The sequence below is a fragment of the Streptomyces puniciscabiei genome (genome assembly GCF_006715785.1).
GTDB classification, from domain to species: Bacteria; Actinomycetota; Actinomycetes; order Streptomycetales; family Streptomycetaceae; genus Streptomyces; species Streptomyces puniciscabiei.
The window spans coordinates 54,633-77,542 of record NZ_VFNX01000004.1 but is presented as its reverse complement, the minus strand read 5'-3'; the positions used below and the strand labels follow the sequence as shown (position 1 = coordinate 77,542).

Below are 22,910 nucleotides of genomic sequence, written 5' to 3'. Positions count from 1 at the left end.
ATGCAAGAACAGTCAGTCCGCAGTACTGCGAGGGGAGCTGTTCCGCCGTGCAAAGACCGCGAAGACTGCGCCACCGTGCGCCATGGCCGGCCCTGGTACCACTAGCGCTGGCGACGGCCCTTGCGGGAACCGCGCTCGCCGCCCCGGCGCCCGCCCGGGCCGCCACCGTCTCCGGCGCCGTACTCGACCCCGCCCACAGCAGCGTCGGCTGGCAGAGCCCGGTCTACGCCAAGGGCACCGGCGGGGACACCGAGAGCTGTCCCGCCCCGGCCGCCGACCCGGACGACAAGGTCTGCGACCGCTTCGACCTGACCGTCTCGGTGCCGGACGGCTACTGGGACGACAACCCCGAGGGCGGCGTCCCGCTGTCGATCAAGTGGGAGAAGCCCTCCGACGACTTCGACCTGTACGTCTACGACGATCACGGCACACAGGTGGCCTCCAGCGCGGGCACCGCCGACCCGGAGGCCACGCTGATCCCGCGGGCGTCGGGGACGTACCACGTGGTGGTCGTGCCGTACGACGTGCACGACGCCTCCTTCACCGGCAGCGCGTACCTGCCCGCCACCACGGACGCGGGCGACCTCACGTCCTTCTCCGGCGGCGACGGCAGCTACACCGTCAAGGCCGGTCAGCTCACCGCGCGGGCGGACTTCCTGACGGGAGGTCAGCTCCGGTTGCAGGCCGATCCGTCCGGCTCGCTGAGCGATCCCGCGGGCACGGCCATCGTGCGCGAGGAGCCCGCCCCGCAGCGGCACACCTCGTCCTTCGACGCGGGCGACTACTACGGCATCCGCTCCCCGCAGGCGGTTCTGCGCGTGTACAAGAAGCCGCTGCGCTTCGGGCTGTACAAGCCCGACAACCGCACCCGGATCTGGCAGGAGGACAAGCCGCTGCGCTGGTCGACCGGCGGAATGCGGCAGAGCCTGGTGCGGGGCACGGACGAGCAGTTCTTCGGCGGCGGCGAGCAGAACGGCAGCTTCTCGCACCGCGGGCGGACGATGTACGTGGCCAACAGCTTCGACTGGAACGAGGGCGGCTACAACAACTCGCAGCCGTTCTACCTCTCCAGCGCGGGCTACGGCGTCTTCCGCAACACCTTCGCACCCGGCGTGTACACCTTCGGCTCACCCGTGACCACCGGTCAGCAGGAACGGCGCCTGGACGCCTATTACTTCCTGGGTGACGCCAAGCAGGTCATCGGCAGGTACACGCAGTTGGTGGGCAGGCCCTTCATGCCTCCGGTCTACGGCCTCGAACCGGGCGACTCGGACTGCTACCTGCACAACGCCAACCGGGGCGAGCGGCACACCCTGGACGCGCTGAAGATCGCCGACGGCTACACCGAGCACGAGATGCCGCTCGGCTGGATGCTCGTCAACGACGGCTACGGCTGCGGGTACGAGAACCTTCAGCAGACCGCCCAGGGCCTGCAGGACCACCACGCCCAGCTCGGCCTGTGGACCCAGGACGGCATCGACAAGCTCGCCGACCAGGTCAGGGCGGGCCAGCGGGTGGCCAAGCTGGACGTGGCCTGGGTCGGCAACGGGTACAAGTTCGCGCTCGACGCGTGCGACGCGGCGAAGAAGGGGATCGAGGACAACAGCGACGCGCGCGGTTTCGTGTGGCTGCCGGTGTCCTGGGCGGGCGCCCAGCGCTGCGGCGTGCTGTGGAGCGGCGACCAGAAGCTGTCCTGGGACTACATCCGCTGGCAGATCCCCACCTATGCCGGGGCGACGATGTCCGGGATCGCGTACAACACCGGTGACGTGGGCAGCATCTACCGCCACGACGCCCAGATGTACGCCCGTGACCTGCAGTGGAAGGCGTTCCTGCCGGCCATCATGACGATGGACGGCTGGGCGAGCGACATCACCACGGGCAAGCCCGCCGACCAGCAGCCCTGGCTCGACGGCGAGCCGTACACCTCCGTCAACCGCAAGTACCTGCAGCTGAAGGAGCGGCTGCTGCCGTACATGTACACGCTCTCCGCCGAGGCGGCGAAGACTGGCGTGGGCGCGGTGCGTCCGCTGTGGCTGGAGTATCCGGACGACCCGGGGACCCTCTCGGACCAGGCGAAGTACGAGTTCCTGTCCGGCCCCGACTTCCTCGTGGCCCCGGTCTACCAGGACTCCGACACCCGGGACGGCATCTATCTGCCGAAGGGCACCTGGACCGACTACTGGACCGGTCGCACCTACCAGGGCCCGACCACGGTCAACGGCTACCACGCCCCGCTCGACACGCTCCCGCTGTTCGTGCGCGAGGGCGCGATCGTGCCGATGTGGCCCAAGGGAACGACGAGTTGGCAGACCCGGGACCGGCACGAGCTGGACTGGGACCTGTATCCGGCGGCCCATGGCACCAGTCACTACACGCTGTACGAGGACGACGGGGTGACCCGCGACTTCACCAGGGGCGCCGCCGCCACCCAGCGGGTGTCCCTGCACGCCGACGGCGACGGGACGACCGTCTCGGTGGGCGCGAGCAGGGGCGACTATGCCGGCAAGCCGGCCGCCCGCGCGTACCGGTTCACCGTGCACGGCGAGGCGGCACCCGCACGGGTCCTCCTGGACGGCCGTCAACTGCCCGCCTCCGCCTGGTCGTACGACTCCGGCACCCATGTCACGACCATCACCACCGCGAGGCTGTCGCTGGACCGGGGATTCACGGTGCGACTGGTCGACGGGAGGTAAAGGGATCGTATGGTCTAGTCCAAAGAGTGCATTGGTCTAGTCCAAGCTGTTGACGTGGTCGCAACAGCTCCCGGAGGGTGGGGCTCCCCACCCCGGGCAGGTCCCGGGAAACCCCACCCTCTGGAGGCACGCAGTGAGACGTCTTCGGGCATGTCTGGGCGCGGCGGCGGCCGTCACGCTCGCCGCCGCCGGCACGACCGCGCTCGTCGCGAGCAACGCCTCGGGCGCGACCACCGCACTGAGCAACCGCTGGTACGCCGCCGCCCCCTATCTGATGCCGCTGGACAACGATCCGCCTGACCCGGCCGCCATCATGGACGCCACCGGCCTGAAGGCGTTCCAGCTGGCCTTCGTCCTCGCGCCCAACGGCGGCGGCTGCACACCGACCTGGGGCGGTACCGCCGCCGTCTCCTCGGACACGGCCGTGCAGTCGATGATCAGCACGATCCGCGCCAAGGGCGGTGACGTGTCGGTCTCCATCGGCGGCTACGGCGGCACGAAGCTCGGCCAGGCCTGCGCCGACGCCGCGTCCACGGCGGCGGCCTACCAGCAGGTCATCACCAAGTACGGGCTGCACGCCATCGACTTCGACCTGGAGGAGCCGGAGTACGAGAACAGCGCGGCCATCAAGAACGAGATCGGCGCGGCCAGGATCCTCCAGCAGAACAACCCCGGCCTGTACGTCTCGGTGACGACGGCCGGCACCGCGGACGGCACCGGCTGGTTCGGCAAGCAGATGCTGCTGGAGGCCAAGTCCCAGGGGTTCACCCCGAACAACTTCTCCATCATGCCGTTCGACGGCGGCTTCAACGGCGGGGCGAGCCAGACCAGCGCGCTGACCAACTTCAACTCGATCCTGCAGTCGACCTTCGGCTGGGACCAGGCGACCGCGTACGTGCACGAGGGCTTCTCCGGCATGAACGGCCGCAGCGACACGGGCGAGTACTTCACCCAGGCCGACTTCCAGACGGTGCTGGACTACGCGACGAGCCACAACATGGACCGCTTCACCTTCTGGTCCCTGAACCGCGACCGGCAGTGCAGCCCGCCCGACAACGGCGGCCGCACGTCCGGGACATGCTCCAGCGTGGCACAGAACGACTGGGACTTCGCCAAGTACTCGGTGAAGTTCGCCGGTGTCACGCCGCCCACCACCCCGCCGACGCCGACCCCCACCCCGACGCCGACCTCCTGCAAGCCCGCGTGGAGTTCCACGGCGGTGTACACACAGGGGAACGAGGTCTCGTACAACAAGCACAACTGGAAGGCCAAGTGGTGGACCCAGAACGAGGTGCCGGGCGCCTCGGAATGGGGGCCGTGGCAGGACGAGGGCACCTGCTGAACCCCTGCCGGACCACTTGACGTGTTTGGTTCAGACCTCTAGCTTCTCGGGTCACCAGCGACCAAGGATGCGTTCAGCGTTCACCATGCTGAACGCATCCGCCGGTCCGGCCTTCGCTTCGAAGAAGGGACCCCCACATGACCCGATCCCGGCTTCTCGCGGTGCCGGCCACCGCGGCCCTCACCCTCGCCCTCACCCTCCTCGCCAGCACCGGCGCGATCGCCGCCGATCCGCGTGTCGCGCCCGGCGGCAACTTCGACCTGTCGGTCTGGGACCTGCAGGAGCCCGTCGGCTCCCCCGGCAGCCCCACCACCATCCCGTCGTCCCGGCTCCAGGGCCCGAACGGCTACCAGGACGCGTACTTCTACACCGACACCCGCGACGGAGCGATGACCTTCTGGGCGCCCGAGAAGGGCGTCACCACGCCGAACTCGAACTACGCCCGCTCCGAGCTGCGCGAGATGAACCGCGACGGCAGCCCCGCCGACTGGTCGCTGTCCGGCTCGCACAGGCTGAGCGCGACCCTGCGCGTGGTGTCCGTGACGAAGAACGTCTGCGTCGGGCAGATCCACCTGGGCAGCGGCGGCTCCTCCACCAAGCCGCTGCTGGAGCTGTACTACCACGCGAACGGCGACATCGTCCTCGGCACGGAGAACTCGCCGTCCGGCGGGCAGACCTCGCACAGCGTGGGACACGTGTCCCTCGGCAAGACCTGGAGCTACACCATCGCCGTCTCGGGCGGGAACACCATCGACCTGACCGTCAACGGCACCACCACCCACTACGGCATTCCGTCGTCGTTCCAGCAGTACAAGCAGTACTTCAAGGCCGGCTCCTACAACCAGTCCTCTTCGGACAGTACGACCAACGGCGCCCGCGTCGCGTTCTACGGCCTGACTGTCAAACACGGATGACACGCCCTGCGACCTGCGCGATTGGTGCAAACCGCCGCAGGGTCGTAGCGTCGAGTGGACGGTCGAACACAGCACAACGTGGGAGCGGCCATGCGTGGAGGACTGGTGGGAACGGCGGTCACCCTGGCGGCAGGAGCCCTGCTGACCACGGCGTTGACGACGGCCTCGGCCAGTCCCCCGACCCCTCCCGGGACCGGTGCGCAGGCCGGTCCGGCCCGGCCCGTGCTGGTCGACTGCTTCTTCCACCGGAACGTCCGCCCGGCCGACTTCATCCTGGCCTGCGGCGACGGCAACAGCCGCCTCACCGGACTCCAATGGTCCCAGTGGAGTCCGGACGGGGCGAAGGCCGTAGGCGTGAACTGGGTCAACGACTGCGACCCGTACTGCGCCGCCGGCACCTTCCACCAGTACCCGGTGGTCATCCGGCTCACCGGCGAGCAGCAGTGGAAGAAGCATCCGTCCTTCGAGCGCTACGCGCAGATCAGCCTGACCTACACCGGCGCCCGGCCGAAGGGCTTCAACCAGGTCATGACCTACCCGCTCTGGGACTGAGTGCCCGGACCGGGTAGGTCCCGACCGCGTGGTCAGGCGAGCTCCACCAGGAGGTCGCCGCCCTCCACCTGCTGGATGCGGTTGATGGCCAGGCGGGACACCCGGCCCGCCTTCGGCGCGGTGATGGTGGCCTCCATCTTCATCGCCTCGATGGTGGCCACGGTGGCGCCGGCCGCGACCTCATCGCCCTCGGCCACCGCCAGGGTCACCACACCGGCGAACGGCGCCGCCACATGGCCGGGGTTGGCGCGGTCGGCCTTCTCCGTCACCGGCACCTCCGAGGCCGCGTTCCGGTCGCGGACCTGGATGGGCCGCAGCTGGCCGTTGAGCGTGGACATCACCGTGCGCATACCCCGCTCGTCGGCCTCGCCGATCGCCTGCAGCTCGATCAGCAGCCGGACGCCCGGCTCCAGGTCGACGGCGTACTCCTTGGCGGGCCGCAGTCCGTAGAAGAACGCCTTGCTGTCCAGCACACTGGTGTCGCCGAAGGCCTGCCGGTGGGTGTCGAACTCCCGCGTCGGGCCGGGGAACAGCAGCCGGTTGAGGGTGGCCCGGCGGTCCTTGGCCAGCCCCTCGCGGTCCTCGGCCGACAGCTCGGGCGCGGGCTTGGCAGCGGCCCGGCCCTGCAGCGCCTTGGTGCGGAACGGCTCGGGCCAGCCGCCGGGCGGGGTGCCCAGCTCGCCGCGCAGGAAGCCGATCACCGAGTCCGGGATGTCGAACCGGTCGGGCGTCTCCTCGAAGTCCTTCGGGGAGACCCCGGCGCCGACCAGGTGCAGGGCGAGGTCGCCGACCACCTTGGAGGACGGGGTGACCTTGACCAGGCGGCCGAGGATGCGGTCGGCGGCGGCGTACATGGCCTCGATGTCCTCGAAGCGGTCGCCGAGGCCGAGGGCGACGGCCTGGGTGCGCAGGTTGGACAGCTGGCCGCCGGGGATCTCGTGGTGGTAGACGCGGCCGGTCGGCGAGGCGAGGCCCGCCTCGAACGGGGCGTAGATCTTCCGCACGCCCTCCCAGTACGGCTCCAGGTCACCGACGGCCCCGAGGTCCAGGCCGGTGGGACGGTCGGAGTGGTCGGTGGCGGCGACCAGCGCCGACAGGGACGGCTGGGACGTCGTACCGGCCATCGAGGCCACCGCGCCGTCCACCGCGTCCGCGCCCGCCTGGATCGCGGCGAGGTAGGTGGCGAGCTGGCCGCCGGCCGTGTCGTGCGTGTGCAGATGCACGGGCAGGTCGAACTCGCGGCGCAGCGCGGAGACCAGCTTGGCGGCGGCCGGGGCGCGCAGCAGTCCGGCCATGTCCTTGATCGCGAGGACGTGCGCGCCGGCCTCGACGATCTGCTCGGCCAGGCGCAGGTAGTAGTCGAGGGTGTAGAGCCGCTCGGCCGGGTCGTTGAGGTCGGCGGTGTAGCAGAGGGCGACCTCGGCGATCGCGGTGCCGGTCTCCCGTACCGCGTCGATGGCGGGGCGCATCTGGCCGACGTCGTTCAGGGCGTCGAAGATGCGGAAGATGTCGATGCCGGTGGCGGCCGCCTCCTGTACGAAGGCGTCGGTCACCTCGGTCGGGTACGGCGTGTAGCCGACGGTGTTGCGGCCGCGCAGCAGCATCTGCAGGCAGATGTTGGGCACCGCCTCGCGCAGGGCGGCCAGCCGCTCCCAGGGGTCCTCGGCCAGGAAGCGGAGCGCGACGTCGTAGGTGGCGCCGCCCCAGCACTCCAGGGACAGCAGCTGCGGCAGGGTGCGGGCGACGACCGGGGCGACGGCGAGGAGGTCCTTGGTGCGCACCCGGGTGGCGAGCAGGGACTGGTGCGCGTCGCGGAAGGTGGTGTCGGTGACGCCGATGGTCGGCGACTCGCGCAGCCGGCGGGCGAAGCCCTCGGGGCCGAGGTCGACCAGCAGCTGGCGGGAGCCGGCGGGCGGCTCGCCGGTGGGCAGCGGCGGCAGCTTGGTGACGGGGTCGAGCAGGTCGGGGCGTTCGCCGTGCGGCTTGTTGACCGTGACGTCGGCGAGGTAGGTGAGCAGCTTGGTGCCGCGGTCGGCGGAGGAGCGCGCGGTCAGCAGGTACGGGCGCTGCTCGATGAAGGAGGTGGTGACGCGCCCCGCCTGGAAGTCGGGATCGTCCAACACCGCCTGCAGGAACGGGATGTTGGTGGCCACACCGCGGATGCGGAACTCGGCGACGGCACGCCGGGCCCGGCCGACGGCCGCCTTGAAGTCCCGGCCCCGGCAGGTGAGTTTGACCAGCATCGAGTCGAAGTGCGCGCTGATCTCCGTACCGGCGTGGGTCGTTCCGCCGTCCAGGCGGATACCCGAGCCGCCCGGGGAGCGGTAGGCGCTGATCCGGCCGGTGTCGGGGCGGAAGCCGTTGGCGGGGTCCTCGGTGGTGATACGGCACTGCAGGGCGGCACCGCGCAGGGTGATGGTGTCCTGGGCGAGGCCGAGGTCGGCGAGGGTCTCGCCGGAGGCGATCCGCAGCTGGGCCTGGACCAGGTCGACGTCGGTGACCTCCTCGGTCACGGTGTGCTCGACCTGGATGCGCGGGTTCATCTCGATGAAGACGTGGTTGCCCGCGGGGTCGAGCAGGAACTCGACGGTGCCCGCGTTGCGGTAGCCGATCTCGCGGGCGAAGCGCACCGCGTCGTCGCAGATCCGCGCCCGCACCCCCGGGTCGAGATTGGGGGCGGGGGCGAGCTCGATGACCTTCTGGTGGCGGCGCTGGAGGGAGCAGTCGCGCTCGTAGAGGTGGATGACGTTGCCCTCGCCGTCGGCGAGGATCTGCACCTCGATGTGGCGCGGGTCGACGACGGCCTTCTCCAGGAAGACGGTCGGGTCGCCGAACGCGGCGTCGGCCTCGCGGGAGGCCGCCTCGATGGACTCGCGCAGCAGGGCGGGGTCCTCCACCCGGCGCATGCCGCGCCCGCCGCCGCCCGCGACGGCCTTGACGAAGACGGGGAAGCCGATCTCCTCGGCCGCGCGCACCAGTTCGTCCACGTCGGTGGACGGCTGGGACGAGCCGAGCACGGGCACTCCGGCCGCCCGGGCGGCCGCGACCGCGCGGGCCTTGTTGCCGGTCAGCTCCAGGGTGGCGGCGCTCGGACCGACGAACGTGATGCCCGCCTCCTCGCAGGCACGCGCCAGCTCCGGGTTCTCGGACAGAAAGCCGTAACCGGGGTAGACGGCGTCGGCACCGGCCCGGCGGGCGGCCCCCACGATCTCCTCGACGGAGAGATAGGCCCGCACCGGATGCCCCGGCTCCCCGATCTCGTACGCCTCGTCGGCCTTCAGCCGGTGCAGTGAGTTGCGGTCCTCGTGCGGGAACACGGCGACGGTGCGCGCGCCGAGTTCGTAGCCCGCCCGGAACGCGCGGATCGCGATCTCTCCACGGTTGGCGACCAGCACCTTGCGGAACATCCTGGATTCCCTTCAGCTGCCCTGCCGGCGACGAACACCATGGTGTCAGCCCCGCCCTGCCGTACATCGCGGCCACCTTAGGGGGTGCTCGCGCGTGTCGACGTGCGACAACCATCACACCGGCCGGGTGGGCCACGCCACAGGCACGCGCGGCGGGCTCAGCACTCCAGCGAGCTCATCGCCGTCTCCTGGGACCGCTCCCGCGACCGCTCCGCGCTCGCCGACGCGGGCGCGGGCGCGGTCGCGCTCCGGGAGGGCGAGGGCGAGGGCGCGGGGATCACGGGTGGTTCCGTGGGTGCGGGCCCGCGGTCCCGGACGGACAGCAGGGCCCACATCCGGGCCCGCAGTCGTGCGCGGCGGCCGTGCAGCAGGCCGAGGACGATCGCCGAGGCCACCGCGATCAGGTGCTCGCGGCCGGCCAGGTTGGGGACGGCGATGGACTCCCACACCATCGAGCCGCCGGTCAGCGTGAACACCACGGGCGCGCGTTTGACCACCGAGAGGTAGGTGAACAGGCCGACGACGGCAGCGGACGGTCCGGTGTCGAGCACGTGCGCGTACGCGTGCGGCGCCCCCAAGCCCCACCAGCCGGGGCCCAGCGCGATCATCACGCGGGCGGTGAGCGTGCCGGCCACAGTGGTGGCGTAGGCGATCGCCAGTGTCCGGGCCCGGCCCAGGGCCAGTTCGGCCCAGGCGAAGGCGAGGAACAGCTGGGTGATGCCCGCCCACACCGGCAGATCGAGCGCCGGGACGTACAGCGACACGGGCGTGCGCAGTAACGACAGCCACAGCGGCAGGTCGGCCCGGACGCCGCCGAGCCGCGTCACCCACAGCGCGCCGAGCGGGTACTGGGCGATGTCGTGGAAGAAGACGACGCCGAAAGAGGCGACGAAGGCCAGCAGCAGCCCGGACAGTCCGCGCCGGATGAGCCGCCGTACCGGTTCGACGACGATGGCGTGCCACTCGCCCCGCAGGGTGCGCCCGGTGAACCGGGCCAGCCGTGCGAGCAGTGCGCGGCACCACTCGATGCGCGCTTCAGTCGTCATGAGGCACGGCAGCCCATCGCCTTCGGCTCCCCCGTCATGTCCATCGCCCCCTTCACCCCGAGCCCGGTGTTCCCGTTTCGGGGCGTTTCTCCGCCGTCCACCCGTTTCAGTGCGCCGCTATCGTTCCGCCATGCGCCCGGTCCCTCCCCCGGTGTGGGTCTCTGTGGTGGTGAGACCCGATCGGTGACAGTTCAGCGAGCCGGGAGGCAGTCGTCAAGATCCTTTACGGATGCGGGGGGGTGTGGGAAGACCCACAGGCCCCCAGCGGCGGAATCCGGGCCCGAGAGGCAACCCGCACCCCCTCGGATCCGTCCTCCCGTGCAGGCCCCTTGAACGGCTCGGTGGGCTGGATTCCCGGCCGGGCCCGGTGCGTTGCTTGACTTGGAGAGCGCTCGAACTCGTAGCGTCGCAGACGTACGGCACGCGAGGGCTCCGCACGGGCTCCGGCTGCGTGGCGTACGGAGCGACCACCGAGTGTGCAGGAAAGGCTGGGACATCACATGCAGAAGCGCAGTCTGCGGGACCTCGAGGTATCGGCCCTCGGCCTCGGATGTATGGGCATGTCCGCCTTCTACGGCTCGGCCGACCAGGACGAGGGCATCGCGACCATCCGGCGGGCCCTGGAACTGGGGATCGACTTCCTCGACACCGCGCAGGTGTACGGCCCGCTGACCAACGAGTCACTGGTCGGCGAGGCGATCCGGGGGCACCGCGACGAGTACGTGATCGCCACCAAGTTCAACTACCGGATGGACGACGCCGTACCCGGCGACATGAGCACGGTCGGCCGGCAGGACGGCTCCGCCGAGCACGTGCGCGAGTCGATCCACGGCTCGCTGCAGCGGCTGGGCACCGACCACATCGACCTGTACTACCAGCACCGGGTCGACCCGGACGTGCCCATCGAGGAGACGGTCGGCGCGCTCGGCGAGCTGGTCGCCGAGGGCAAGGTGCGGCACATCGGCCTGAGCGAGGCGAGCGCGGAGACCATCCGCCGGGCGCACGCCGTGCACCCGATCACGGCCGTGCAGAGCGAGTACTCGCTGTGGACGCGGGACGTGGAGGCGGAGGTGCTGCCGGCCTGCCGGGAGCTCGGCATCGGGTTCGTGCCGTACTCCCCGCTCGGCCGCGGTTTCCTGGCCGGCCGCTTCAGCTCCCCGGACGAGCTGGACGCGAACGACTGGCGCCGTGCGAACCCCCGCTTCACGGACGCCAATCTGGAGGCGAACCTGCGGCTGGCGGCGAAGGTGAAGGAGATCGCCGCCGAGAAGGACGTGACGCCGGCCCAGCTCGCCATCGCCTGGGTGCTGGCCCAGGGCGAGGACCTGGTACCGATCCCGGGCACCAAGCGGCGCAGCTACCTGGAGCAGAACGCCGGCGCTGTCGACATCACGCTCAGCAAGGAGGACTTGGCCCGCATCGACGCGGAGCTGCCCCGGGCCGCGGGTGAGCGCTACGACGAGGCGGGTATGCGGGCCGTCGATCGCTGACGGCTTCAGGCGGTTCCGCGGCAGCCGCATGTCGACACCGCCCGGCACCCCTTCACGGCGTCGTTCGTGCCGCGCCAGGCCGGCGACTCGATGCCGTGATCGGCGCGGTCGTGCGGTGGAACTACGCGCCGCTGATAGCCGGTTGGAAGCTGGGCCCGGCGCTCGCCACCGGCAACAGTGTGTGCTGAAGCCCGCCGAGCAGACCTCGCTCGCCGCGGAGGCGGGGCTGTCAGCTGACGCTCGGCCTGCCGCCGGCTGCGACGGCTGCGACGGCTGCGACGGCTGCGACGGCTGCGACGGCTGCGACGGCTGCGACCAGCATCGACGCGCTCGTCCACGGCATCGAGTCGCCGGCCTCGCGCGGCGCGAACGCCTTCTCCGGGGCGTACGCCCCCGGGCGGTGGGCATGGTCGGCCATGCGCCGCCGGCCGCCCACCGGAACGGCTCGGACCTCGACGCACGCGCCGAGCTGATGCTGGGCGCGCGCCTGGCCGGCCAGGCGCTGACCCTGTCCGGGCTCGGCCTGGTCCAGGGCATCGGCCACACTCGCACCGCCCGTACCGGCACCACGCACGGCGTCGCCCTCGCCGCCGTCCTGGAGGAGGTCATGGAGTTCAGCGCGCCGGCGGCACGGGAGGCGTACGAGCGGGCCGCACGGGCGACGCGTGTCCCGGCGCCCGCCGACGGCGACTGGGCGCGGACGGCCGTCGCGGCGGTACGGGAGCTGTCCGGGGCGCTGGACATCAAGCGGCCCCTGCGCGAGCCGGGCGCCGACCGCGCCCTGCTGCCGGCCATCGCGGCGGGCCCGGCGGAGGTGCTGGATCTGCTGACGCGCGTGTACTGAGAGTGCGCGTCGCGCGCACCTGCGCACCGTCAGCGCCCCTCAACGATGCGTGTCCCGGGCTTCGCGGTGTCGAGGTCCAGTGCCGTCACCGAACGCTCCGGAGGGTGACCGGGAGTCCGGAGCGGGTGCGCGCCCGTGGCGCTCGTCACGCATGAGGGCCTGCCTCGGCAGGGCGTGAGGAGGGCTGTGAGGAAGCACACGCGCGGCTCAAGTGGCGTACGCCCATGGGCCTTTGGCCCTTTCGCCCGCGGTCGGCAGGTGCCGTCGCGACCACTGCGCCCTCCCGTCTGCCACGATGGACGGCGCCCTGACCGGGCGGCCCGGCCGTGCAGCGCAGCCGGTCCGACGGGTTCCGCCGGTCCCTCTCCCCGACCACCTGGTTGTCGAGTACCCCCCTGTGTCTGCTGCCCCCTCCCTGATCACACCTGTGCCCGGTTCCGCGCCCGCCTCGCGGTCGCCGTGGCGATCCCTGCGACACCGCGGCATGCGCTGGTGGTCGGCCGCGAACTTCGTCTCCAACGCCGGCACCTGGATGCAGCTCACGGTGCAGAACCTGCTCGTGCTGCAGATCACCGGTTCCGCGGCGGCCACCGGGCTGTCGATCTCCGTACAGGCCGCGCCGGCGCTGTTCGTGAGCCTGCTCGGCGGCGCCGCCGTGGACCGCTGGCCCCGGAAGCTGACGGTCGCGGTGAGCCAGGCGCTGCTCGGCGCCGTCGCGTTCACCACGGCGCTGTTGGTGGCGCTCGACCGGATCGACATGACGGCGCTGCTGGTGCTGGCCGCCGTCACCGGCATCATCGCCACCGTCGACGGGCCGGCGTGTGCGCTGCTCGGCAACGACCTCGTGCCCCGGGAGGATGTGCCGTCGGCGATCGGTGTCGGTGCCCTCGTGCACAGCGCGGGACGGCTGGCCGGCACCGCGCTCGCCGGGGTGACCGTCGGCTTCCTCGGCACGGGGGCCGCGTACGCCGCCAACGGAGTGTCGTTCCTTTTCGTGGCGTCGGTCGTGCCCTTCCTGCGGCCCGTTCACGGGGCGGTGGCCGAGCACAGGGCGGGGGCCGAGCCGGCGGCCGAGGCGCGTGTCGTCCCGGCGCCCGCGGAGATGGGCGTGCGGGAGGGGCTGCGGTTCTTCGTGCGCCGGCCCCGTCTGATGGCCCTCGCCGGGATCACCGGGATCAGCTCGGTCTTCGGCCGGAACTACGGTCTCACCCTCGCCGTCCTCGTCACCGGGCCGCTCGCGGGCGGTGCCGGGTCGTTCGGCACCGTCTCCACAGTGCTGGCGGTCGGCGGGATCATCGGTGCGATCCTCGGCGCCCGGCTGCGCAAGCCCTCCGTACGGACCGTGGGACTGCTCGCGGCGGCGGGCGCCCTCCTGCAGGTCGTCGCGGGACTGTCGCCCTCGCTGGCCGTGCTGATGGTGCTGGTGCTGCCCATGGCCGTGGTGGAGTCGATCTCCGACACCGCGGGCACGGCCGTCCTGCAGACCGACCCGCCGGCCCATCTGCGCGGCCGGGTCCTCGGCGTGTGGAGCAGCATCGGCACGGTGTGGAGCCTCGGCGGACCGCCCCTGCTGGGTCTCCTCATGGAGTGGGCCGGCGCGCGCGGCGCCCTGGTCGCCGGCGGCCTCCTCATCGCCGGGTCGATCGGCGCGGGCCTGCTGGTCCGGCGGCGCGGCGGACCGACGCCGGTCACCGTGCCCACGAAGGACGGCGACGTGACCGGCCGCGAGGCGCTGGGCACGGCCGCCTGACCGACCGGAAGACACTCGGCATCGGCGTCGGCATCGGCCCTGACCGGCCGCAAGGCACTCGGTATCAGCATCAGCCCCTGACCGGGCCGGAAGCCGCTCGCTCGGTGGCACCCCCGACCCGCCGGAAGCCGCGCGCTCGGCAGCACCCCCGACCCACCGCGAAAGGCCGGGCACGCCCGCCCGAGCCGCAGGGGGCACTGGGCACACCCGCTCGAGCCCCGAGAAACGCTGGGCACATCCCCTGACCCAGCGGTGAGGCACTCGGCATCGCCCCTGACCGGCCGGGAGCGGCTCGGTCGGTATCAGCGCGGACCAGCCGGGAAGCACCGGTTACGCCCGCCCGACCGCCCGGAGGCCGTGGAAACCCCCGACCCGACCGCCGAGAAGGCAGAGCACAGCCCCCAGGCCGCCGAAGCGCGCCGGACACTCGCCCCGCGACCGGCCCGGAAGCACTCGGCATCGGCCCCTGCACCGGCCGGGAGCGGCTCGGTCGGTACCGGCGCGGACCAGCCGGGAAGCACCGGTTACGCCCGCCCGACCGCCCGGAGGCCGTGGAAACCCCCGACCCGACCGCCGAGAAGGCAGAGCACAGCCCCCAGGCCGCCGAAACGCGCCGGACACCGCCCCGCGACCGCCACGGAAGCACTCGGCATCGCCCCTGACCGGCCGGGAAGCCGGGCCGGGATTGACCCCGGTACTGCCGGGGGGCGCGCCGGGTGGGCGGCGGGCGGGGTCACTTCGGTCCGTGCTCCTCGTGGCCCGGCAGGTTGTACACGTGGAAGGCCTGGCCGATGACCGGCTGGGCCACGTTCCGCACGCGGACGCCGCCGCTGGTCATGCCGTGCTCCGTGCCGGCGTGGGCGTGGCCGTGGACGGCGAGGTCGGCTCCGGCGGTGTCGATGGCCTCCGCGAGCAGATAGCTGCCGAGGAACGGGTAGATCTCCGGCGGCTCCCCGGCCAGGGTGTCCGGCACGGGCGAGAAGTGCGTGAGGGCGATCCGCACGTCGCAGTTCCAGTCGGCCAGGTCCTTCAGGGCGCCGTGCAGGCCGTCGGCGCACCGGCGGCTGTAGCGGACGAACTCCTTCATGATCGGTTCGCCGAACTCGCCGGCGCAGCGCCCGACGAATCCGCCGCCGAAGCCCTTGGTCCCGGCGACCCCGATCCGGGCCTCACCGGCGCTGACGACGGCGGCCTGGCCCTCCAGGACGTGGGCGCCGGCGTCGCGCAGGATCGCGGTGACGTCGTCGGGCCGCTCGTCGTGGTGGTCGTGGTTGCCCAGGACGGCGACGACCGGCACCCCCAGGTCCTTGATCTCCCGCGCGACGACCGCCGCCTCCTCGGGAGTGCCGTGCCGGGTGAGGTCGCCGGCCAGCAGCAGGACGTCGGCGCACCCGGGCAGGGTTTCGAACGAGGGGCGCAGCATGCCCTGGCTCTCGGGGCCCATGTGGATGTCCCCGACGGCCGCGACGCGGATCATGTCAGGTCCTCCCCGTGATCGGGCGAGGAGGTCCCGGCGACGAGGATGTCGCAGTGGACCGGATGTCCCGCCAGCTCCTCGCGGGCCGTGTGGCAGATCTCGTCGCGGCACTGGGCGGACGGCACGGTGCCGGTCAGCAGGATGGCGTCGCCGCGCAGCTCCAGCCGTACGCCCAGTTCTCCAAGGTCCCCGGCGGCCAGGCGCTCGGCGAGGTGCGCGACGCGGTAGTCCAGGTTGCCGGCCGCCGGCGGGGGCGGCGGGCTCGTGTCGGTCATGGCTGCCCCTCCTGGGGGTCGATCACGTTCAGCCGTTCGAGGAGGAAGAGGAAGGCGGCCGGCATTGGCTGGTCGCCGCAGGCCGCCCGGAGCGCGTCCCAGTCGACCTTCTCCCGGACGGCGCGGGCCACCGGCAGGACGGCCCCGAAATCGCAGTAGTGCTCCGAGAACGCGCTGACCAGGCTGTGGATCAGGTCGGTCGGAGCGAGGACGGGCATCAGCACCGAGTCGACCGGCAGCACGTGGGCGCGGTCGAGCATCTCCGCGGTGACGGGCTGGTGCGCGAGGGCGAAGATGATGTCGATGTTCTGCCCGCGGCAGGTGGTCTTCAGCAACCAGTCCTCGGGCGGGGTCCGGACGGGCAGCCCGGCCTCGCGCAGGCTGGCCGCCACCGCCTCGGCGTCGTCGGGCAGCACACAGAAGTCGGCGTCGTGCTGGAGGTAGCGGCTGCCGCCGTGTGCGTAGACGGCCACGCTGCCGGCGAGCGCGAAGCGATGGCCGGCGCGTTTGAGCAGGGCGCCGACCTCCTTGGTGGCCTCCAGGATCGCCTGGCTGCGGTCCTGCGGCAGCTCCGCCTGGCCCGGTGCGGGGGTGGTGACGGACTCGTCCGGTCCGCCCCCGGCGAGGCGCAGCTCGGCGACCTCCGGTCGCCGGAGTGGGGCGGTGCCCTCCCCGTTCTGCGTCATGACGTCTCCGTTCGCGGCCCCGGCACCCCCGGATCGGCCGGTCCGGACCCGGGGGTCGTACGGGTACCCGGCGCGACCACACCGACACGCGGCCCGGTCCCCACCACCAGCGCCGGAGTGCCGGGACCAGGGAGTGTCCCCCCGGAGCAGGACGGTGCTGCGACGCCGGGTCGTGATCGGCATCCCTCGGCCCTTGCCTCGTACCCTTCACCGAGGGCGGACGGCCGGCCGTACCGACACGTTGGCGTGCGTCGCGTGCGGCCCGGGAGCACGCTGTAGGCATGGGTCTCAGGCTCAGGGCGGGTTCGCGGCAGCCGTGGCAGTCGGTACACGCTCTGCTGCTGCTCCCCGTCGTGCTCATCGTGGTGATCACGGTGGTGGACATGCAGACGCCCACCAATGTCCACCTGGGGCCGGCCCTGGTGATCGCGCCGGCGCTCACGGTGTCCTTCGCCGGGCCACGGACCACGGCGGCCATCGGAGGGCTGGCCCTGGCCGCCCAGGTGGTCATCGGTGTGACGCACGGCGGGCTCGGCACCACGAACCACGTCGTGCAGATCATCACCCTCGCGGTGCTGACGGTGCTGCTGGTGCTCTACAGCGCGCTGCGGGAGCGGCGGCAGGCCCAGCTGGCCCAGGTCCGCACGGTCGCCGAGGCCGCGCAGCACGTGCTGATGTGGCCCCTGCCCGAGCAGATCGGCCCGCTGCGGATCGCCTCGCTGTACCTGGCCGCGGAGGACGAGGCACAGATCGGCGGCGACCTGTACGCGGCGACCCGGTACGACGGCGGAGTACGAGTGATGATCGGCGATGTGCGCGGCAAGGGCCTGTCCGCCATCGGCGAGGCCGCGCTGCTGCTCGGCGCGTTCCGGGAGAGCGCGCACCGGCACATCCCGCTGGCCGAGCTGGCCGCCCTGCTGGAGCAGAGCGTCACCCGGTACGCCGAGGACCTGGACCCGCCGGAGGAGGCGGGCGAGCGGTTCGCCACCGCGCTGCTGGTGGAGATCCCGGACCGGGATCCGGTGACCCGGATGACCAGTTGCGGCCACCCGCCGCCTTTGCTGCTGAGCCCCGGGCACGCCGTCACGGTCCCGAGCCTGCACCCGTCCCCGCCGCTCGGGGTGCACGGCGGCACCGACCACACGCTGGACGTGTTCTCCTTCGAGCCCGGTGACACCCTGCTCCTGTACACCGACGGTGTGGTGGAGGCCCGGGACGCTAACGGCCGGTTCTATCCGCTGTCCGAGCGGGTCGCGCACTGGACCGACGACAGCCCCGAGGCGCTGATGCACCATGTGCGGCGGGATCTGCTGGCCCATGCGGGCGGCCGGCTGGGCGACGATGCCGCGCTCATCGCCGTGCACCGCACGAGCGTCGACCGCCGGCGCCACCACGTGCGGGCTGCCGGCTCGGACACCGTCCAGCACCGGTGAGGGCGGCCGGCCACCGGCCGGCCCGGCGGGCGTGAGCCCCGCCCCGAGTGGGGCGGGGCGGGACCGCACGCCCCCCGGTCAGCGGACCGACTTGAGGTCGGTGATCTTCAGGGTCTTCAGGTCCGACTGGACGTCGATCCGGCTGACCTCGGCGTGCGCCCCGTCGCTCCAGGTGAGCGTGACCCGGCTGGTGGCGTGGCCGGCGCCGGAACCGGTGTAGGTCACCTTCCACTTCACCGGCACGTTCTGCGCGAAGAGGATGCCGTCGGCGTGCTCCTTCTTCTCGAAGGCGGCGACCTTCTTCTGTGCGGCGGCGGAGAGGTAGAAGGCGCGCAGCGCCTTGGCGGCGTCCCCGGCGGACTTGTCGTCGGTGGACCAGACGGCGTCGATGTAGGCGCCGTAGAAGTCGGCCACGTGCTGGGTGACGTTGCGCGGGTCGCCCTGGGCGGAGGACACGACGGTGGCACGGGTGGTGTGGCTCGTGCGGGCGCCCGCGAGGGCGGGCGTCACGGCGGCCAGGGTGAGGCCGCCGGTGAGGGCGACGGCGGTGATGAGGGTCTTGCGACTGCGGACGGACATAGGTCTTATTCCCCCGTTTTCTGTACGACCGGACTGATCCCGGCCGTCGACGGCCTTTAAGACCTCATTTCTCTCGCGCCGGTTCCGCTTTCTCTCGGCTTTTTCCCATTCCGCTCCCGGAACATGAGGCAGCCGGATGGTTGTGCCGAATTCCGGTCGTATTTCCGCGTGCTTTCGGTCATTCGCCTCGGATGGCCGGGGTGCGCTGTCTCCGGCGAGCCGGGCGAGGTTGTCGAGGGCTCGGGTGGTGTACATGGGCTCACGCTGAGAGATGGGGAGCCGCCCGGCCCGCCGTACGAGAAGGGGCGGGGCCGGGGTCCGGGAGGTGGGTGCGGACCCCGGCCCCTGGTCTGTCACGGCGCGCGGCCGGTCACGGCTTGCGGGCGACCGCGCCGTACATCGCGATGTCCTCGTCGCGGATGTCCTGCTCGCCGGTGCCGTCGGGATGCCACTTGTGGACCTGGACGATGCCCGGCTCGACCAGCTCGAGTCCCTCGAAGAACTCATGGGCCTCGTCGAGGGTGCGCAGCCGCATCGGCATGTTGCGGGCCGCGTACTCGCGGGCGACCCGGCCCACCTCCTCGGGTGCGAACTCGGCGGTGCCGATGGACATCGCCAGATGGCTGCCCGAGGGCAGCGGCTCCAGCAGCCGGCGTACGACACCGACCGCGTCGTCCTCGTCGAGCATGAAGTGGACGATGGCGATGACGGTGAGCGCGACCGGCTTGCCCAGGTCCAGGGTCTCGCGCACCTCGGGTGCGTCGAGGATGGCCGCCGGATCCCGGAAGTCGGCTTCCAGGTACGCGGTCCGGCCCTCGGGGGCACTGGCCAGCAGCCCCTGGGAGAGGGTGAGGACGATCGGGTCGTTGTCGACGTAGACCACCCGGGACTCGGGGGCCACGGCCTGGGCGATCTCGTGCAGGTTGGGCGAGGTGGGGATGCCGGTGCCGATGTCCAGGAACTGGCGCATGCCCGCCTCCTCGGCGAGCCAGCGCACGGCGCGGTTCATCCAGTCGCGGTTGGCGCGCATGTGGACCGGGAGCGCGGGCCACTCCCGGGCCATGGCGTCACCGGCCTCCTGGTCGGCGGGATAGTAGTCCTTGCCGCCGAGGATGTAGTCGTAGATGCGGGCGGAGTGGGCGTTCTCGGTGTCGATACGGTCGGCCGGCCATCCGTTGTCGGGCAACGCCGTGTCTCCCATTCTGGTCGGGGGGTGCGGGGATTGCGTACGAACAGGTGGGTGCGTCACAGCTCCTTGCGGATCGCGCCGAGCAGGGCCTCGGTCTTCCGGGCGGGCGCCGCCTGGGCGCCGAGCCGGTCCAGCGCCTCCCGGTACACCACGACGTCGTCGGCCTTGTCGAGGTAGACGGCCCCGACCAGGCCGTTGAGGTAGACGACGTCGGGCAGTTCACGGGCCCGGAACCGGAAGAGGTGGTAGGCGCCCGCCCGCAGCGCCGGGTGGGGGCCATTGCTGAACGGCATGAGCTGGACGGTCACATGGGGCAGCCGGTTCACCTCCAGGAGGTGGTCGATCTGCGCCCGCATCACCTCCGGTCCGCCGACCGGCCAGCGCAGCACCGTCTCGTCCATCACCACCCACACACGCGGCGGCGCCTTCCGGGCCAGCAGCTCCTGGCGGCGCATGCGCAGCGCGACCCGGCGCTCGGTGGCCTCGGCGGAGGCGTGTGGATTGTCCGCGCCGATCAGGGCGCGGGCGTAGTCCTCGGTCTGCAGCAGGCCGTGCACGAACTGGTTCTCGTACACGCGGATCTGCAACGCGGCCTGTTCCAGGCTGAGATACGCGGCGAACCAGTCGGGCATCACATCGCGGTAGGTGTGCCACCAGCCGCGCTTGTTGGCCTCGCGCACGGACTTCAGGAAGGTGTCGATCTCGTCCTGGTCGGTGACGCCGTAGACCTGGAGCAGCTTCTCGGCGTCCGCGAGGCGCAGCCGGGCCACCTTGGCGGCCTCCATGCGGCGGATCGTGGAGTGGCTGACCCCGATGGCGGCGCCCGCCTCAGCGTAGCTGAGGCCGGCCCGGGTGCGCAGCTCCTCCAGCTGCCGGCCGAGGATCATGCGCAGGACGGAGGGGGCACCGCCCCAGTCGGTCTCCGCGGTCATGCCCACACCCCCCTCACCAGGTCACGGGAACACCGCCGCACACGGTCCGCGTCCCCGGCCCATTCGATCACGTTCTGGCCGGAGCAGCATGCACTTCGCCACTTGCAAATTTCAATGTGACGGTTGCGGAGCGTTGTTGGCGGGTGGGAAAGTGGATCCAACTGCTCCAGCCGACCAAGGAGCAGGCGGCGCGGCCGGGTTGGGGGAGACCGGGCCGCACCACGGCCTCGTGGGAGGCGTGCCGTCTGCTGCGCGGCCGGCCCGACACCGCACCCCACGCGAGGCCGGACGAAAGGCGTACGGCGATGGCTCCGCCCTCCCTCCCCCGACCGCTCCACCACCCGCCCGAACACCGGAGCCCCGCCCAACCACCCCTGCCCGGCGGCCCGTTGCACCTGCCGGCCGTACCCCGCCGGAACCGGCCCGCCGACCGCCATGACCAGTCCGCGGCTTCCGTCCAGCCCCGGCACCGGTCCGCCACCCCCGGGGACCGACCGGACCCGACCCCGGGCGGCGCAAGCCGGTCGGACCGGGCTCCCGACGTCGCGGACCAGGCACACCCGGCCCGGGACGGCGTGAACCAGCCAAACCAGAGCCTGGTCGGCACCGATCGGGCACACGCGGCGACGGACGTCCCGGACCGGCCCTCCAACGGCACCGAGGACTGGCGACGCCCAGACCCGGACGAAACCGGGGAACGCCTGCTCCCCACGCCGTACGACACCGGGGACCGCCCACTCCCCGCCCCGGAGACCCTGGAGCATGCGCACCGACCGCCGGTCCCGGCCGGCGTCCTGAGACCACCCGGAGGCGGGCGTCACGGTCGACTCCCTGGGCCCCTCGGCCCCGACCGGCTCGCCTCCGGGGCCGCGCTCGCCCGGTCCGCCGCCGCGTTCGACCTGCCCGCGCAGCCGGCGGCCGTCGGCACGGCCCGGCGCGTCGTACAGGACCTGCTGACCGCCTGGGGCGTGCCGGACGGCACCCGGGAGGACGCGGTGCTGGTGACCTCGGAGCTGGTCACGAACGCCCTCGTGCACGCGGCCGGTGAGCGGATCGCCTGCCGGCTGCACGGTACGGCGGACCGGATACGGATCGAGGTCGAGGACCAGGACGGCGGCCCCACCCGTCCGGCGGCGCGGCGCCCCGGATCCGACGACCAGCACGGGCGCGGGCTCTTCCTGGTCGACGCGCTGTGCCGCGACTGGGGGGTGACGCCCGCGCCCGGCCGGCCGGCCCGGGTCGTCTGGGCGGAGCTGCCGTCCGACCACGACTGACACCCCACCCCCCGCCCCCCACTCCACCCCCCCACGGACCATCCCCCCACCAGTCCGAAGGACACCCATGCACCCCATCGCTCCCGCCGCCCCCGTCACGGCCCCGTCCGCCGACCCGTCCTGGACCCGGACCCGTCCCAAGGCGGGCTCCCAGGAACAGGCCGACTGACCCCGGGCCACCCCACCACCCTGCCGACTCCGTCATCACTCTCCCGTCCCAAAACCACCCCCACCCACACCCCACCCCGTCCCGAACCCCGGTACATTCGCCGCCGGTGCGGATCGTCCGCATCCCTCGGGGCCCGACGTCCGTACGGGTTCCGTGGTCGTCGCGCGGGCCGTTCCCCGGGGGTGCGCATGGTCTGGTCGGTGATCCGCCGGAGGCGGGCCGCCACGGCCGGGCTGCCCGTGCCCGGGCGGTGCGGGCCCGAGGCCGGCCGGCATGTCCTGGCCACGGAACGGCTGTTGCTGTTCACGCCCCGGACCCGGCTGGACGTCGCGGCGGCCCTGGCCGCCAGCGCGGACGCCGAGGCGCAGCGCTGGCTCGGCACCCAAGCGGACGAGGTCTTGCCCGACCCCGGCACCCGCAAGGCCCTGCTCGCCTGGCGGCCGGCCGGCGACGACGGCCGCCGGGTGCCCCGGAAACTGGCCCAGCCCTACGCACCCGGCCCGGACGATCCCCTGCTGCTGGTCTGCGTGCGCAGGTCGGACCTCGGCTATGCCGGCGCCCTGGAACTGGAGCACCGCACGGGCGAGATGGGCGGCTGGCTGGCGCCGTCCTGCCGCGGCCAGGGCCTGGGCGCGGAGCTGTTCCGCGCGGGGGCCGCGCTCGCGCACACCCACGCCGGACTGACCACGGTCCGGGCGGGCGCGGAGCCCGGGAACACCGCGAGCCGACGGGCCCTGGCCCGGGCCGGCTTCGTACCGGACGAGGGACCGCCCCGGCACACCCTGCCCGACGGCCGTGTGGTCGAGACCGTCTGGCACCGTCACGACAGCGCGGCGGCCGCGCGCTGCCGCTGAC

19 protein-coding genes are annotated in these 22,910 nt (G+C 72.3%); 10 read left to right on the top strand and 9 right to left on the bottom strand.

The genetic code is table 11. The annotated features are described in order from the left end of the window. Nucleotides 1-47 precede the first annotated feature (47 nt). The 4 genes from FB563_RS38265 (at nucleotide 48) to FB563_RS38250 (ending at nucleotide 5,504) form a co-directional block, all read left to right on the top strand. Complete coding sequence (locus FB563_RS38265) at nucleotides 48-2,696, top strand: glycoside hydrolase family 31 protein (RefSeq protein ID WP_055708154.1); 2,649 nt, start codon at nucleotides 48-50, stop codon at nucleotides 2,694-2,696. Nucleotides 2,697-2,829: 133 nt separating this feature from the next. Beyond that, nucleotides 2,830-4,038, top strand: coding sequence for a carbohydrate-binding protein (locus FB563_RS38260; RefSeq protein WP_142219214.1), 1,209 nt, complete (start codon nucleotides 2,830-2,832; stop codon nucleotides 4,036-4,038). 137 nt (nucleotides 4,039-4,175) lie between these two features. Beyond that, nucleotides 4,176-4,952, top strand: a complete 777-nt coding sequence (locus tag FB563_RS38255; protein WP_055708862.1) for a polysaccharide lyase family 7 protein — start codon at nucleotides 4,176-4,178, stop codon at nucleotides 4,950-4,952. Nucleotides 4,953-5,042: 90 nt separating this feature from the next. Then, a complete protein-coding gene (locus FB563_RS38250) occupies nucleotides 5,043-5,504 on the top strand; it encodes a hypothetical protein (protein ID WP_055708863.1) in 462 nt (153 codons plus the stop codon). Nucleotides 5,505-5,536: 32 nt separating this feature from the next. On the opposite strand, the gene FB563_RS38245 is transcribed toward FB563_RS38250, so the two are convergent. Beyond that, entirely contained in the window at nucleotides 5,537-8,911 is a 3,375-nt protein-coding gene (locus FB563_RS38245) for a pyruvate carboxylase (RefSeq protein WP_055708864.1), read from the bottom strand. A gap of 158 nt (nucleotides 8,912-9,069) precedes the next feature. Then, entirely contained in the window at nucleotides 9,070-9,957 is an 888-nt protein-coding gene (locus tag FB563_RS38240; protein ID WP_055708865.1) for a hypothetical protein, read from the bottom strand. Nucleotides 9,958-10,457: 500 nt separating this feature from the next. Here FB563_RS38240 and FB563_RS38235 point away from each other — a divergent pair, with 500 nt between their 5' ends. Further along, a complete protein-coding gene (locus FB563_RS38235) occupies nucleotides 10,458-11,447 on the top strand; it encodes an aldo/keto reductase (RefSeq protein ID WP_055708866.1) in 990 nt (329 codons plus the stop codon). Between the two features lie 229 nt (nucleotides 11,448-11,676). On the opposite strand, the gene FB563_RS44655 is transcribed toward FB563_RS38235, so the two are convergent. Continuing rightward, the gene (locus FB563_RS44655) at nucleotides 11,677-11,865 is read right to left on the bottom strand and encodes a hypothetical protein (protein ID WP_234357920.1); all 189 of its coding nucleotides are present in this window, start codon (nucleotides 11,863-11,865) and stop codon (nucleotides 11,677-11,679) included. Between FB563_RS44655 and FB563_RS38225 the strand changes: the two genes are divergently transcribed. Next, on the top strand, nucleotides 11,854-12,291 hold the full coding sequence (locus tag FB563_RS38225) for a dehydroquinate synthase/iron-containing alcohol dehydrogenase family protein (RefSeq protein WP_234357921.1): 438 nt from the start codon (nucleotides 11,854-11,856) through the stop codon (nucleotides 12,289-12,291). The two genes, FB563_RS44655 and FB563_RS38225, sit on opposite strands and share 12 nt — an antisense overlap. A 484-nt stretch (nucleotides 12,292-12,775) precedes the next feature. Then, nucleotides 12,776-14,041: an MFS transporter gene (locus tag FB563_RS38220; protein ID WP_055708867.1), complete on the top strand. Its 1,266-nt coding sequence runs from the start codon at nucleotides 12,776-12,778 to the stop codon at nucleotides 14,039-14,041. Nucleotides 14,042-14,774: 733 nt separating this feature from the next. Here the strand turns inward: FB563_RS38220 and FB563_RS38215 are convergent. From FB563_RS38215 to FB563_RS38205, 3 genes are read right to left on the bottom strand one after another with little or no spacing between them, the layout of a single operon-like run. Next, entirely contained in the window at nucleotides 14,775-15,518 is a 744-nt protein-coding gene (locus FB563_RS38215; protein ID WP_055708868.1) for a metallophosphoesterase family protein, read from the bottom strand. Next, nucleotides 15,515-15,793, bottom strand: coding sequence for a BON domain-containing protein (locus FB563_RS38210; protein WP_055708869.1), 279 nt, complete (start codon nucleotides 15,791-15,793; stop codon nucleotides 15,515-15,517). The genes FB563_RS38215 and FB563_RS38210 overlap by 4 nt, the downstream gene beginning before the upstream one ends. Beyond that, entirely contained in the window at nucleotides 15,790-16,479 is a 690-nt protein-coding gene (locus tag FB563_RS38205; protein ID WP_055708870.1) for a nucleotidyltransferase family protein, read from the bottom strand. The genes FB563_RS38210 and FB563_RS38205 overlap by 4 nt, the downstream gene beginning before the upstream one ends. A gap of 281 nt (nucleotides 16,480-16,760) precedes the next feature. Between FB563_RS38205 and FB563_RS38200 the strand changes: the two genes are divergently transcribed. Further along, nucleotides 16,761-17,912, top strand: a complete 1,152-nt coding sequence (locus FB563_RS38200) for a PP2C family protein-serine/threonine phosphatase (protein WP_055708871.1) — start codon at nucleotides 16,761-16,763, stop codon at nucleotides 17,910-17,912. A 78-nt stretch (nucleotides 17,913-17,990) separates the two neighbouring features. On the opposite strand, the gene FB563_RS38195 is transcribed toward FB563_RS38200, so the two are convergent. The 3 genes from FB563_RS38195 to FB563_RS38185 form a co-directional block, all read right to left on the bottom strand. Further along, a complete protein-coding gene (locus FB563_RS38195) occupies nucleotides 17,991-18,491 on the bottom strand; it encodes a hypothetical protein (RefSeq protein ID WP_055708872.1) in 501 nt (166 codons plus the stop codon). Between the two features lie 370 nt (nucleotides 18,492-18,861). Then, the gene (locus FB563_RS38190) at nucleotides 18,862-19,677 is read right to left on the bottom strand and encodes an SAM-dependent methyltransferase (protein ID WP_055708873.1); all 816 of its coding nucleotides are present in this window, start codon (nucleotides 19,675-19,677) and stop codon (nucleotides 18,862-18,864) included. Nucleotides 19,678-19,736: 59 nt separating this feature from the next. Next, a complete protein-coding gene (locus FB563_RS38185; RefSeq protein ID WP_142219213.1) occupies nucleotides 19,737-20,612 on the bottom strand; it encodes a helix-turn-helix domain-containing protein in 876 nt (291 codons plus the stop codon). A 575-nt stretch (nucleotides 20,613-21,187) separates the two neighbouring features. Here FB563_RS38185 and FB563_RS43625 point away from each other — a divergent pair. Continuing rightward, nucleotides 21,188-21,886: an ATP-binding protein gene (locus tag FB563_RS43625; protein ID WP_244329071.1), complete on the top strand. Its 699-nt coding sequence runs from the start codon at nucleotides 21,188-21,190 to the stop codon at nucleotides 21,884-21,886. A gap of 369 nt (nucleotides 21,887-22,255) precedes the next feature. Continuing rightward, entirely contained in the window at nucleotides 22,256-22,909 is a 654-nt protein-coding gene (locus tag FB563_RS38175; RefSeq protein ID WP_234358033.1) for a GNAT family N-acetyltransferase, read from the top strand. Nucleotide 22,910: the final 1 nt, after the last annotated feature.

Coding starts and splice junctions, on each gene's coding strand:
- FB563_RS38255 (WP_055708862.1), top strand. CDS start 4,176: ATGACCCGATCCCGGCTTCTCGCGGTGCCGGCCACCGCGGCCCTCACC.
- FB563_RS38250 (WP_055708863.1), top strand. CDS start 5,043: ATGCGTGGAGGACTGGTGGGAACGGCGGTCACCCTGGCGGCAGGAGCC.
- FB563_RS38245 (WP_055708864.1), bottom strand. CDS start 8,911: ATGTTCCGCAAGGTGCTGGTCGCCAACCGTGGAGAGATCGCGATCCGC.
- FB563_RS38240 (WP_055708865.1), bottom strand. CDS start 9,957: ATGACGACTGAAGCGCGCATCGAGTGGTGCCGCGCACTGCTCGCACGG.
- FB563_RS38235 (WP_055708866.1), top strand. CDS start 10,458: ATGCAGAAGCGCAGTCTGCGGGACCTCGAGGTATCGGCCCTCGGCCTC.
- FB563_RS38225 (WP_234357921.1), top strand. CDS start 11,854: ATGGTCGGCCATGCGCCGCCGGCCGCCCACCGGAACGGCTCGGACCTC.
- FB563_RS44655 (WP_234357920.1), bottom strand. CDS start 11,865: ATGGCCGACCATGCCCACCGCCCGGGGGCGTACGCCCCGGAGAAGGCG.
- FB563_RS38220 (WP_055708867.1), top strand. CDS start 12,776: ATGCGCTGGTGGTCGGCCGCGAACTTCGTCTCCAACGCCGGCACCTGG.
- FB563_RS38215 (WP_055708868.1), bottom strand. CDS start 15,518: ATGATCCGCGTCGCGGCCGTCGGGGACATCCACATGGGCCCCGAGAGC.
- FB563_RS38210 (WP_055708869.1), bottom strand. CDS start 15,793: ATGACCGACACGAGCCCGCCGCCCCCGCCGGCGGCCGGCAACCTGGAC.
- FB563_RS38205 (WP_055708870.1), bottom strand. CDS start 16,479: ATGACGCAGAACGGGGAGGGCACCGCCCCACTCCGGCGACCGGAGGTC.
- FB563_RS38200 (WP_055708871.1), top strand. CDS start 16,761: ATGGGTCTCAGGCTCAGGGCGGGTTCGCGGCAGCCGTGGCAGTCGGTA.
- FB563_RS38195 (WP_055708872.1), bottom strand. CDS start 18,491: ATGTCCGTCCGCAGTCGCAAGACCCTCATCACCGCCGTCGCCCTCACC.
- FB563_RS38185 (WP_142219213.1), bottom strand. CDS start 20,612: ATGACCGCGGAGACCGACTGGGGCGGTGCCCCCTCCGTCCTGCGCATG.